At 65.1% G+C, this 12,778-nt stretch carries 9 protein-coding genes; 4 read left to right on the top strand and 5 right to left on the bottom strand.

Translation table 11 applies throughout. The features are described from left to right. The first annotated feature begins 163 nt into the window (after nucleotides 1–163). Genes QX039_RS03265 through QX039_RS03250 form a run of 4 tightly spaced genes read left to right on the top strand, consistent with a single transcriptional unit; the run spans nucleotide 164 to nucleotide 7,307 of the window. Nucleotides 164–2,266, top strand: a complete 2,103-nt coding sequence (locus QX039_RS03265) for a TIGR04372 family glycosyltransferase (protein ID WP_315738914.1) — start codon at nucleotides 164–166, stop codon at nucleotides 2,264–2,266. A 14-nt stretch (nucleotides 2,267–2,280) separates the two neighbouring features. Further along, nucleotides 2,281–4,245, top strand: coding sequence for an acyltransferase family protein (locus QX039_RS03260; protein ID WP_315738913.1), 1,965 nt, complete (start codon nucleotides 2,281–2,283; stop codon nucleotides 4,243–4,245). A 25-nt stretch (nucleotides 4,246–4,270) separates the two neighbouring features. Continuing rightward, nucleotides 4,271–5,350, top strand: coding sequence for a hypothetical protein (locus QX039_RS03255; RefSeq protein ID WP_315738912.1), 1,080 nt, complete (start codon nucleotides 4,271–4,273; stop codon nucleotides 5,348–5,350). Further along, nucleotides 5,328–7,307, top strand: coding sequence for an acyltransferase family protein (locus QX039_RS03250; protein WP_315738911.1), 1,980 nt, complete (start codon nucleotides 5,328–5,330; stop codon nucleotides 7,305–7,307). Before QX039_RS03255 ends, QX039_RS03250 begins: the two co-directional genes overlap by 23 nt. A gap of 6 nt (nucleotides 7,308–7,313) precedes the next feature. Here the strand turns inward: QX039_RS03250 and QX039_RS03245 are convergent, their stop codons facing one another. The 5 genes from QX039_RS03245 to QX039_RS03225 all read right to left on the bottom strand — a co-directional run bounded on the left by QX039_RS03245 (nucleotide 7,314) and on the right by QX039_RS03225 (nucleotide 12,560). Further along, nucleotides 7,314–8,291 (bottom strand): TylF/MycF/NovP-related O-methyltransferase, encoded by a 978-nt coding sequence (locus tag QX039_RS03245; protein WP_315738910.1) that lies wholly within the window; start codon nucleotides 8,289–8,291, stop codon nucleotides 7,314–7,316. 251 nt (nucleotides 8,292–8,542) lie between these two features. Further along, a complete protein-coding gene (locus tag QX039_RS03240; protein ID WP_315738909.1) occupies nucleotides 8,543–9,517 on the bottom strand; it encodes a hypothetical protein in 975 nt (324 codons plus the stop codon). Between the two features lie 7 nt (nucleotides 9,518–9,524). Continuing rightward, nucleotides 9,525–10,418 (bottom strand): hypothetical protein, encoded by an 894-nt coding sequence (locus QX039_RS03235; protein ID WP_315738908.1) that lies wholly within the window; start codon nucleotides 10,416–10,418, stop codon nucleotides 9,525–9,527. Nucleotides 10,419–10,469: 51 nt separating this feature from the next. Beyond that, nucleotides 10,470–11,558 (bottom strand): GSCFA domain-containing protein, encoded by a 1,089-nt coding sequence (locus QX039_RS03230; protein ID WP_315738907.1) that lies wholly within the window; start codon nucleotides 11,556–11,558, stop codon nucleotides 10,470–10,472. A gap of 57 nt (nucleotides 11,559–11,615) precedes the next feature. Next, nucleotides 11,616–12,560, bottom strand: a complete 945-nt coding sequence (locus QX039_RS03225) for a TylF/MycF/NovP-related O-methyltransferase (protein WP_315738906.1) — start codon at nucleotides 12,558–12,560, stop codon at nucleotides 11,616–11,618. Nucleotides 12,561–12,778: the final 218 nt, after the last annotated feature.

Below are 12,778 nucleotides of genomic sequence, written 5' to 3'. Positions count from 1 at the left end.
GTCTCCGATGCAGGCATCACTAGGCACAACGTGCGGCTTATGTCCCCGAAGGCGGATCTCGAAGGCGGGCGCGGCGGCTCCTTCCGCCGGATTCGGGTTGATCGGGTGGGGCCTTCACAGTAATCGTTGCCTGCTGTTTCCGAGGTTGCGCCGGAGGTGCGGTTTGCCGCTCGACACCATTTCGACCGAGGGCCCGCCCGTCGGCAGCTCTCCGGTCCGCGACCTGACGCTCGCGGAACGTGCATTCGGACGGCATTATCCTCTATTGCGCCTTCTCGCGCGGCTTCCGGGTCGGCATTTTCTGCGCAATCTGGCATTCACGGTGTTGCCGTTCAGGGCGAGGTTTTGGCTGACGGTACAATTCCGCCACTTCTTCCAGCATCCGGGCCTGGACCGCCACTTCGTCTTTTTCTGCGGTCCCTTTCTGGGCCGGTACTTGCCCTGGATCTTCAACAGCCCTGTTTGGGAGCGCTACCCGAACGAGGTGGCATTCTATCTTCTACTCGCCGGGTACCGGAAAGAAGCGCTGCCGTTGTTCCGCCGGTTGAAGTGGGATGGAGAGCACCCGATTGCCGAGCTCGCCTTGCACGGAACAGGCGTCGTCGGTGACGGATACTCGATGGATATGCTGACGCAGATCCATTATCTTGACTGGCAGCAGGCTGCCGAGCGGTCGCCAGCGATGCGGACCTTCGTCCGGCTGATGTTGGAGCATCGCAACTTTCAATATGAAGAACGGGCTTTTCGCGGGCGTGTCGAGTTCGATCACGTTCCGAGGGACGTTCCGGCCGAGCAGTTCATTCCTTATTTCTTCCGCGACCGCGAGGTGATCGCGCGCCTGATGCAGGAACTCGGTCTCGTCGATTCGACGGGTGTCCTTCGAGAGCTGGATGAGTCCGGGCAGTACTGGGAAAGCCTCCCCGCGCATCTGCCTGATCGCGGGGTCTGTCTCGACATCTACTTGTTCTATGCTTATCGCGAACTCCTGCTCAGGACTTACCACAACGGTGAAGGAGATAAGGTCCCTCTCGTTTACAGACGCGGTCTGGACACGCAACGTCGCCTTCGCCGTCATCTTCCGAAGCCGTCTGCCGAGCTGAAGCGTGTGCTCGATGGGATCGGTGCCGAGCTCGGCGATGTCAGATTGCTCTCACCCGATTGGAGCGCGCTGATCGGTCACAATGGTCATCTGAACGTGCACCTGATGATGCGGAGCATGGGCTGGTGGAAAGGACAGCCGGTCCTGCTCGCCTACAAGGATCGGATCGCCAACAAGCCTTTCCTTTCCCTGTTTTCCGAGATCTGTCCGACGCTCACCCTGGGCGAGAACGTTTCTCCCGGTGTCTGGTACGAGCTCGCCAGCCTGACGCCTTTCCTCGGTGACTCGCATCAGGCCTTCCAGTTCGAGGACGGCCGGACGATGTATTGGAACGATGCAGGCGCGATGGCTCTCCAGCAGTGGGAGCGCGAAGGCAAGGGGTTTCCGTTGCGCGACATCTATGACGCGCGCATGCAGGCGGACGACAGGACCGAAGTACTGTACCAGGCGCTGCGTCGGAAATGGGGGCTTGCACCCGGCGATTGGTTCGTCTGCCTGCACATGCGCGACGCCGAAGCGCGCGGCGAGACCCTCGGCACGGGCGAGTCGATCCGCAGTGCCACCATCGGCAACTATCTCGACACCGTCCGCTACGTCACCCAGCAGGGCGGCTGGGTGATCCGCATGGGCGGACGCAAGGCGCCGCCGCTGCCGGACATGCCGCGCGTGGTCGACTACGCGAGAAGCGAGGATCAGGTGGCGGAGATGGACATCCACCTGATGCGCCGCGCCCGCATGTTCATCGGCACGACCTCGGGCTTTGCCTATGTCGCGAGCAGCTTCGGCATCCCGACCGCAATGGTGAACGCCCTGAGCTCTGTCGGCCTGTTATGGTCGAAGGATACGCGCTTCTCGCTCAAGCCCGTGCATACGCGCGAGGGGCGCATGCTGTCATTGAGCGACGTCACCTCCGAGACCTGGCGCTGGACGTTTCCGACCTATGAGACGGTCAAGGCTGCCGGCCTCACCGTCGGCGAGAGCTCGGCCGACGAGATCCTGGAGACCACCCGGGAGGTGCTGGATCTGTCCTCCGGGGCGCCGCCCGTCATCCCGCCGGTCGACGATGCCTGGGAAAAATGTGTGAACATCCAGGGATTCTTCGGCAACTCGCGACCGTCCCGCTATTTCCTGGACAAATATGCGGCGTCGCTGCTCGATCGCTCCTGAAACGAACCGGTCCGATGAACTTTGCACAACCGAACATGTCCCTGGAAGAAGCCCGCGCCACGCCGCTCGGCTACCGCGAGGAGATCGACGGTCTGCGCGCCGTGGCCGTGCTGCCGGTTCTCCTCTACCACGCGTTTCCCTCAGCCGTGCCCGGCGGCTTCTACGGCGTCGACATCTTCTTCGTCATTTCCGGTTATCTGATCACCGGAATCATCCACAAGCAGATGCTGTCGAAGACGTTCAGCATCGCCGATTTCTATGCTCGCCGGATCCGCCGCATCTTTCCGGCACTGATCACGGTGGTGCTGGTCACCTTCCTGATCGCCTGGTTCCTGCTGCCGCCGCGCGAGCTGAAGTCGCTCGGCACCAACATCGCCGGCGGTGCCGTCTTCATCCAGAACTTCGTCCTGCTCGGGCAGGTCGGCTATTTCGATCTTGCCGCCGAGAAGAAGCCGTTGCTGCATCTGTGGTCGCTGGCGATCGAGGAGCAATACTACATCGTCTGGCCGCTGCTGCTGATGCTGATCGGCTCATGGCGGCGCAGGAGCCTGGCGATCACGGTCGCGCTGGCGGCGGCGTCGTTCGTCGCGTGCCTGATCGTGCAGCCGCGCGCGCCCGACTATGCGTTCTATCTGCCGGTGACGCGGGCTTGGGAATTGCTGGTCGGCTCGGCCCTCGCGCTCTGGGTCAATGGCCGCAGTGCGGAGGCTCGTCCGCAGCCGCTGATCGGCGTCCCGCTCGTCCGCGAACTCATCGCGCTGGCCGCGATGCTCGCGATCGTGGTCGCGTTCTGGCGCTACGGTCGGCTCACCCCGCATCCGGGCGTTCACACGTTGCTGCCCGTGCTGGGCGCAGCCGCCTTGATCGCGACCAGCGGCACGCTGGTGCATCGCTATGTACTGTCGTCGACACCGGCCGTCTTCGTCGGCCTGATCAGCTATCCGCTCTATCTCTGGCACTACCCGCTGATGGCCTATGCGCGCATCCAGTTCATCGATGCGGTGCCGGTGTGGGTCATGGTCGCGATCATCGTGGCCAGCATGGTGCTGGCCTGGGCCACCTACCGCCTCATCGAGCGGCCGATCCGCTTCGGCCGGCGCCTGGTGCCGCTCAAGGTCGGCGGACTGCTCGGCGGCATGGTCGCGCTGGGCATCGTCGGCGTGGTCGCCGACCGCACCAATGGCCTGCCGGCGCGCATTCCCGCCGAGCTTCGCGGCTTCATGCTGGACGGCAGCGAGACTGCCCGCTTCTGGCGGGCCGACAAATGCCTGCTGAAGCCGGATCAGAGCGCGTCCGAATTCTCTCCGGAATGCGCGGGCACCGGCCGCCATCCGCTCATTTTGGTCTGGGGCGACTCCTATGCGGCATCGCTCTATCCGGGACTTGCTCATTTCGGTGCCGAGCGGGGATTCGAGGTCGCGGAATTCACCGCCTCCGCCTGTCCGCCGCTGCTCGGTTTCGTCCATCCGGAACGGCGGTTCTGCAAGGGCGCGAACGACTTCGTCATCCAGAAGGTCGCCGAGCTGAAGCCGGATCTGGTCCTGTTCTATTCGACCTGGAGCTATGGTCCGGACGACCTGCGCAATGGGCTGGATAGAACGGTTGCCGCCTTGAAGGAGCTCAATGTTCCGAAGATCGTACTGCTCGGGCCGCCGGCGACTTGGCTCGGCGAAAGCCTGCCCGCGAACATGCTCGACTATTATTTCCGGACGCATTCGCTGTTGCCGGAGCGCACCAAGTTCCGCTCCAACGACAACTGGACGCGGGCGCTCGACGAGTTCCTGGAGGCGCACGCGCAGCGCGTGGGCATTCAATACATCTCGGCGCGCCGCATGATGTGCAACGACGACGGATGTCTCGCCCGGATCGGCGCGGACGGATCCGACCTGACCGCGTATGACAGCGGCCATTTGACCTATCCCGGCTCCGTCTTCATTGCCAGACAGGCGCTGGAGGCGTTGCCTGGCTTCGACAAATAGCCGCGTCGTCCGCCCCGGGGCCGCCATGGATCGTCGGACAGAGCAGACCGGTTGGGCCGGGCATGAGGCCGGGGACGGCCTCGGCCGGGCAGGGCGCTATCTCGCCAGCCTGCTCGGGATGACGGCGGCGATGCTGGGCGGTGTCAGCCTGTGGCTGGCTGCGCAGGGCGGCGACCATTTCAGCGCGATCAGCAGGGCCGGCGATCGGTCATGGTACCGCAATTTCGGCGGCGACAGCATCACCGAGATCCAGGACCAGGATCTGTTCTACCATGGCATCGGCCGCTCGATCGACAACGCCCGCCGGGCCGACGTCATCATCCTCGGCTCGTCCCTGGTGTCGTTTGCGGTCGACGAGACCGTCATGCGCGAGCGCCTCGAGCAGCCTTACGGCCTCAAATTCTACAACATGGCGTTCGTCGGCGTCGCCAGCGGCGAATTCGCGCGGCAGATCGCGCTGAAGCATCACCTCCGTCCGCGCCTGTGGATCTTGAACGCCGACGATGGCGGAGGCGGCGGCAACTTCTTCCACCGCAACCTCACACGCGCGTTCGGCGCCGACGTCCGTCCGATCCCGAGCACGAAGCTCAGCCGTTTCGGCGCGACCTACGAGATCATCCGGCGCAATCTGCGCTGGCGCTTCGAGGACGTGACGCGGCCATGGCGCCAGGCGCTCGCCGGTCCGCGGGCCGGACCGCTGCCGCGCTTCGACCGCGATGATCGCACCGGCGCAGCCGACATGAGCACGTTTCCGCGCTTTCTCGCCGAAGGCAATCCGGGCGTGAAGATGACGCGCGATCCCGACTGTCACACCACGCCCGACGTGATCGCCAATGCGCGTGACCTCGTGCAGTCGCTCGGCGCGCCCGTGGTCTTGACTTTCGTTCCCAATTTTCACGGCTGCCTGACCCAGGTTCGTGAGATTGCGGATGCCGTCGGCGTCGAGACGGCGCTGCCGGCGCGGACCGACTATTCGAGCTGGGATGGCGGCGGCCATCTCGACGCCAGGGGCGCGGCTGACTTTACCCGCGACCTCGTCGGCGCTCTGGAAAAGACGCGAGCGTTTCAGGGAATGCGTGAGAATGGCGATCACCGAAAGCCTTGATCATGCGGCCGCAGCGGATCGCCATGAGCGGCCGATCAGCCGGGCGCACGCGCTGCTCTATCGTCCCGACATCGACGGCCTGCGCGCGATCGCCGTCGTCGCCGTGCTCGTCTTTCATACCTTCCCGCGGCTGCTGCCCGGCGGTTTTGCCGGCGTCGACGTATTCTTCGTGATCTCCGGCTATCTGATCACGGGCATCATCGATCGGCAGTGCGCGGACAAGAGCTTCAGTTTTGCGACCTTCTACGCCCGCCGCATCCTCCGGATCTTCCCGGCTCTCATCACCGTGGTGCTGGCGACGTTCGTGATCGCCTGGTTCGTATTCCCGGTCGCCGAGATGGAAGCGCTCGGATCCAACATCAAGGGCGCCGCCGCCTTCATCGAGAACTTCATGCTGCACGAGCAGATCGTGGGCTATTTCGATCCCGGTGCGGAGCGCCTTCCGCTGCTGCATCTGTGGTCGCTCGGCATCGAGGAGCAGTACTACATCGTCTGGCCCGCGATGTTCGTGCTGATCGCCCGATGGCCGTCACGGAAGGCGGCCATGGTGGCCGCGCTCGGGCTCGGGTCGCTGGTGGTCTGCCTGTCGACCCCTGCAAGGGAGGCGGCGTGGGCATTCTATTCGCCGACCACGCGGGGCTGGGAGCTGCTGGCAGGCTCGCTCCTGGCGGTGTGGCTGCGGCAGCGTGCCGATCGCCCGATCGGTCCGACCACCAGCAGCATGCTAGCGGCTGTTGGTGTGGCGGGCATCGCCGTCGCCTTCCTCGCGTTCAGCGCAGCCTCGCCATGGCCCGGCATTCGCACCATCGTCCCCGTGCTGGCGACCATGGCCCTGATTGCGGCCGGCGGCACGCTGGTTCAGCGGGTGTTGGCGTGGCCCGCGCTGGTGTTCGTCGGCCTGATCAGCTACCCGCTCTATCTCTGGCACTTTCCGCTGATCGCCTTCACCAAGCTGCAGTTCGGCGGGGCGGCTCCGGCGTGGATCCTGCTCGCGGTGCTCGGGCTGAGCGCCGTGCTGGCCTTCCTCACCTATCGCTTCATCGAGCTGCCGATCAGGTTCGGAGCCGCGCCCGTCGCGTGGCGGGCGTGGTCTTTGCTGGCCGTGATGGCGGCGATGATCCCGATCGGCGTCGCGGCGACGAGCACGCGCGGCCTGCCGGTCCGGTTCGCGCCGGAGATCAGGGGCTTCATGCTGTCGGGCAGCGAGACCAATTCGCATTGGCGCCGTGGCCGCTGCCTGCTGCTCCTGCAGCCTGCCTCCGCATTCGGCGCCGACTGCGCCGGGCAGGGACGCCGGCCGCTGCTGCTGATCTGGGGCGATTCCTACGGCGCGGCGCTCTATCCGGGGCTGCTGCATCTGTCGACGGAGCGCGGCTATGACGTCGCGCAATATACGGCCTCCGCCTGCCCACCGCTGATCGGCTACACCTTGGAGGCCCGGCCGTTCTGCAAGAGCATCAACGACGACGTCGTGTTGCGGATCGGCCGTCTCCGGCCGGACGTCGTCATCCTCGACGCGACCTGGGGCCACGCCGAGTCCGTGCTGCGCGAGGACCTGCCGCGCACGGTCGCGCTGCTCAGGGCCAACGGCATTGCGAAGATCGTGCTGATGGGACCGCCGCCGAGCTGGCAGGGCGTCGGCCTGTCGCACAACGTGCTCGACTACTACCGGCAGACCGGAACGGTGTTGCCGGAGCGGACCCTGTTCCGCTCCAACGACGAATGGACGCGCGGCCGCGACGCGCTGTTTCGCGAGCTGACCCGTGAGCTCGGCATCGATTACATCTCCGTGCGCGACGTGTTCTGCAACGACGAAGGCTGTCTCAGCCGGATCGGTCCGGACGGCTCGCAATTGACGGCATTCGATCCCGGGCACCTCACGGTGCCCGGTGCCGTCTTCCTGGCGCGCCACACCATCAACAGCCTGCTTGGCCCGGCCCAGCGGCCGTCGCCGTGAGCCGCATTACTCCGGATCAGCCGGGATGCCGCGATAGGCGTGGATGATGAAGCGGGTGCCGCCGACCGAATAGTCGCCGCCGTTGGAGGCCTCGATCGCGAACATCTCGACCAGCTCCTTCCAGGCCTGCCGTTCGCCCGTGGTCGGAATGGCACGATTGGCGTTCCAGTCGTCGAAGCAGATGACGGCGCCGGTCGAGATCATGCCGCGCTCGAACAGTGGGACGAGCGCATCCATGGTCGACTGGTAGAGGTCGCCGTCGAAATGGATCATCGCAAACCGCGTCTCGGGCGGCAGCGTCTTCACGGTGTCGGCGAACCAGCCTTCGTAGAGCTGAAAGCGGTGCGGCGGAATAATCTTGCCGATCACGGCGCGCAGCTGCGGCGCGGCCAGCACCTTGCAGCCGCCCTTGGCCCACGCGCCGGAGATGACGTGCGGAGCGACCTGGTCGACCGGCGAGGTGATCTCGGGAAGGCCCTCGAAGCTGTCGAACAGGCGCAGAATACGGAACGGGTTTTCTCCGGACGCGCTCTTGCCGAGCGGCTGGCGCTGCAGGTCGAACACCATCGACGTGGCGATCGCGCGGGCGCTGAAGCCGCCCATCGTGCCGAACTCGGCGATGTCGCCGTTGACATGGGCGCTGTTGACGTATTGGACGCACAGGGTGAGCGTCTTGGCGATCTCCTGTGCCGGCAGGATCAGCACGTCGGCATAGCTGTAATATGCGCCGGGCGAGGGAAGCTGCCGCGCGCTGTATTTCTCCAGCGCGATGTCCTGGATGATGCGTCCGTCATCGACAGTGTCGGCGGACGGGGCTGCGATTGCCACGGCCGGAGGCCTTTCCTGTACGGTGGCGCTGCTGCCGTTCCCGTAGGGCCAGGGCAGCGGCGGCTCGAACATGATCGCCCGTTTGACCGAGCGCATCCAATACAGCGCGTCCGGCGGCAGCGAGGTGGCGAGCGCATTCTTCAACGGTTGCAGCATTCAAATTCTCCAACGCGGCGCTGTTCGATGACCGCAAAACGGCCTTGAGGGATGGCGCAGATGCGACGCTGCGCCGAAGAGAGGTGTTCGCCTGGCAACGCCCGACAGGCGGCGTCACGTCGAGACGGGATCGCGCGCTCGGTGACGGCGATATCGGCGGTGAGTGCGCGCCTTCTGCGTCGCGCGCAAGCCCACCTGCTGCCTTCTGGCTTAGCCGTCCTCCATCCATGGTGCAAGCGGGCGGCCATGCGTCAATAGAGGCTGGCAGCCCGGCGTCCGTCGGCCAATGCGTCGTGGGCGTCGGCGGGCCGCTCCTTCGGCAGCTTGACGAAGAACGGGTCGGCGGGCCAGTGGTTCATGCCGACGACCATGATTGTCATCTCCTCGTCGGGCATGCGCGGCATGAACACCAGATCGATCGCGGAGCGTGTCTTGTGCGATGGCGGGCTGCCGCGATGCATGAGGCGGGTCGCATCGAACACCAGCAGATCACCAGTCTTGCCCAGAACCGTGTGCTCCCGGTAATTCGCGTCGCGATACTGGAACGGACCGGTCTGCTCGTCGACATCGCAGAGATAGAGCACGCCGCGGATGACGCCGGCCGGGCAGCCGTCGCTGTGCCATTGCTGGGGACCGATACCCTCGGTCAAATGCGGCTTCGAGCGCACCAGCCGGACATTGGCGACCTTGGCGGGGCAGCCGAGCACGCCGCGGAAGAAGGAATCGAAATCGCCGCCGCTGAACAGCGCGTGCAGATAGTCGACGAGCGCCGCCGATGGCATCCCGGTCTGTAGATCCTGCGTGTAGGGAGCGACGCTGTTGCCGGCCCAGTCCCATGCCGAGTGGCGGTTGCTGACGTCGCGGTCGAAGCTCTCGGTTTCCCGGAACATGGCCGCCTTTTCCGGATTCGTGCTGATCACCGTGACGCCGTTCTGCTGGAAGGCGACGATCTTGTCGGCGAGCTGGCTCGGCGTCTTCTGCGGATCGAACTTCGGCGCATGGGCCGTGCACATCGGCGGCGCGCTGTTCGCGGCCGGCAGCAGCGTCAGCTGGCGCGGCTGCGCCGTGCCGTTCTTGTCCGCGGGGGCTGCGTCTGGACTGGGATGTCCGTTCAGGCGGTCGAACGTGTCGGCCCGCACCAGGCGGTAGCCGAGAGCGCTGAGCGCCTGGTTGACGCCGCCCTTGAGCCGCTGCTTGGCAGTGCTGATCATCGGTCCCAAGGCCATGATGTCCTCATGCTGCGTTCGGCTTGGTGGGCTGGAACGGATCCAGGCCGCACGCCATTCGATAATAGAGTTCGTATCGCGGATGATTGGCGACGAGGCCGCGGCTGTCGATCGCATGATCGATCAGCGACTCGAGCAGGAGACGGGCGCCCTTGGGCGGCAGATGCACCCCGTCGAAATCGAACTCCGGACGCAAGAGATCGCCCTCGGTCAGGTCGGGCCAGCGGTCGACCGTGAAGAGGTTCACCGAACGCACCTTCTGCGCCAGCTTCCAGTTGAACGCCTGAACCAGCTTGGTCCGGACGGAGACAGGGCAGTCGTAGTTCTGCAGCTCTCGGATGCGCGCTTCCTGCCGGGTCGGGGGAACGACGCTCTGCACGTAGACGCGCTTGAAGCCGGCCTTGACCAGCTGATCGAGCCCGGCGACGAACGGCCCGAGCCGTGCCTCGATCGCCTCGTCGATGAGATCCCACGGCACCAGCGGCTTGTCGAGCAGAGGCAACGTGGTGGCGAACGGCGGAACGAAGTCGTGGGTGTCCTTGAGGAGTTGCAGGAGCGGACCGCGAACGTCGATCTCGCCGACGGTGATCATGATCAGCGGCGGCCGCACGGCCTGGCCGACCGCCTTGGCAATGGCGAAATCGACCTCGTCCATCGACAGATGCGTCGCGCGTCCGTTGCGCACCAGGCCCTCATATTCGAGGAAGGCGATGAAGTCAGGATGAAACTCGCCGGTGGCGGGATCATAGAACTCCCGCGCCGTGGCGCCGGGGATGTACTTGGTACGGGCCATCACCCAGGCGCCGGTCCACCGCTCCCGGAACACCATGTTCCGATACGGCAGGGAATGGCTGTCGCCGACGATATAGACCGGCAGAACCGCTTCGAGCTCGGTGTCCACGCTGATACGTCCCCCTCACATCACAGGCTCGGCCGCGGCCGCCGCTCGTCCTCAGTTGTTACGGCTCGCGGCCAGTGCGCGGTAGAACTCGTCCTCGTCGCAGATGATCTGCGGCGCGGCCGGAGGAGCCGCCGGTTGCATTCGTTCGTCATCACGTGCGGATCGCACCTCTGCGCCAGCGTCCTCGCCGGTGAACTGCGCGAAGAACAGCTTCATCGCGCGCGCGACGCCTTCGGACGTGACCGAGCGCGCATCGTCGGCGAAATACGCCCCCGCGTTCTTCGCATTGGTGATGATCTCGTAGGACGCGAAATAATGCACGTTGTCGAAGCGCCGGACCATCTCCTCGGCGGCGACGCGCAGCACGCTCTTGGAATAGGTCGTGGCCTGCAGCACGTGGCGCGGCTCCATGGTGGCGGCGAGCGGGACCGGCGAGACCGTCAGGATGATCTGCAGGCGCGGATTTGCTGCCGACATCAGGTTGATCGCCTCGGCAAGATAGCCGGTGGTCTCCATGACCGATAGATTGTGGAACGCGTATTTGGCATCGTCGAAGTCGCCAGCGCTGCCGCACCCCGGACAGGTCGGATACACCGTGCCGTCGAGCTTGGACACCCAGCTCTCGGTCAGACCGAGCGTGAAGATGAAGATGTCGGTGGTTTCGAAGAGCCGCCGCACCGCCTGCAAATGCCGCTTCAGATCTGCTTCGGCCTCGACCATCGAGACGTAGCCGCGCGGCGTGATGCGGGGGCGCAGCAGATCGAACACCCAGCCGTCGCTGTCGGTCCAGAACTGATCGGCCGGTTGGAAACCGCCGAAGGCGCGCTGCAGCAGTTGCAGCAGTTGCAGGGTGCTGTAGATGTTGCCGTAGCGCGCGGAGAACACGCCATAGCCGAAGCGCTCCTCCTGCTCGGGCGTCAGATGCGGCGGCGCGGGCTCGGTGACATAGTAATTGTAGCCGCGCTCCTTCAGGGCGCGCGAGATGTGCTGCGCGAAGCAACTGCCGGCCGAGGCGACGCGCTGATCAGGACCGAAGCGGAGCCGCGCGGTCAGATGAGGATCGAGATCGGATGGGCTGCGCTCGGCAACGGCCTGACGCCAGAAGCTGCTCGCGGGCAGCGTGGTGTAGGGACAACTCATGCACTCACCCTCTGACCGCATGGGGCCGCGACGCAACGAAAGCGAAGCGCATGCTGCTCAAGCCCTCGGCTTCATTCCGAGATAGGAATGAATGATGAACTTGGTGCCCTGGATCGAGTAGTCGCCGGAATGGCTGGCGACGATGTTGAAGCGGCTGACGAGGTCGGCCCAGGCCTTGCGCTCGCCGGCCTCGGGGTCGGCCTCGTTGCAGTTCCAGTCGTCGAAGCAGAGCACGGCGCCCTTCGAGATGAAGCCGCGTTCGAAGCACGGCACCAGAGCATCCATGGTGGATGAGTAGAGGTCGCCGTCGAAATGGATCAGTGCAAAGCGCGTGTCGTCCGGGAGCAGCTTCACCGTGTCGGCGAACCAGCCTTCATAGATCTCGACCCGGCTGGGCGGAATGATGGCCTCGACCATGGTCCGCAGATCCGCGGCGCTGAGAATCCTGCAGCCGCCCTTCGACCAGGTGCCCGATTTCACGTGCTGCGACTCGAGGTCGACCTGCGCCGTGATTTCCGGCAGGCCCTCGAAGCTGTCGAACAGGCGCAGCTTGCGCAGCGGCTGGTTCGGCTGATAGCGCGGGTCGAACACCATCGCGTTCGCCAGGGTGCGCGCGGTGAAGCCGCCCATGGTGCCGAATTCGGCGATATCGCCTTTGACATCGGCGCTGTTGATATACATCACGCTCAAGGTCAGCGTGCGCGCGATCTCCTTGGCGGGCAGGATCAGGACGTCGTCGATATCGAAGAACAGGTACGGCGCGCTAATCTTGTGGGCGTCGAGCCGTTCCAGGGCTTCGGTCTGCCGCGTCCGCGGCTCCGACCCCGCTCCGGCGGCCGGCGCGGGGACCGGTTGAGGCTCGGGTTCGGGCTTTGGCTCCAAAGCGGCCTGCGGCCGTTCCGGAGGCGGCTGCCCCATCAGCGCGCGCTTGATCGAGCGCAGCTTGAACAGGGTCTGGGGGGGCAGGCCTTCGGCGATCGCCACCTTCAACGACTTCGTCATGACAGCCCCGTTCCCTGCCGCTCGCGATGTTTCGCTGCCAATCTATAGATACATTTTGCAAAGATCGCAAAAGCGGCATGCGGGATCCGCACTCGTTTTGCGTGGGTCTTCAGCCGGGGAGGCCGACAAAGCCGCAATCCGGGTCGCCGGCGCTCGAGCCGGTTCCGACGTGCGCGTCGACGACGAATTGGCTCGCATCTTCAGGTGCATCACCCTTG

This window comes from Bradyrhizobium sp. SZCCHNR1043 (genome assembly GCF_032489675.1).
GTDB lineage: Bacteria > Pseudomonadota > Alphaproteobacteria > Rhizobiales > Xanthobacteraceae > Bradyrhizobium.
The sequence above is the reverse complement of the archived record's forward strand: the minus strand, read 5'-3'. Positions and strand labels throughout refer to the sequence as shown.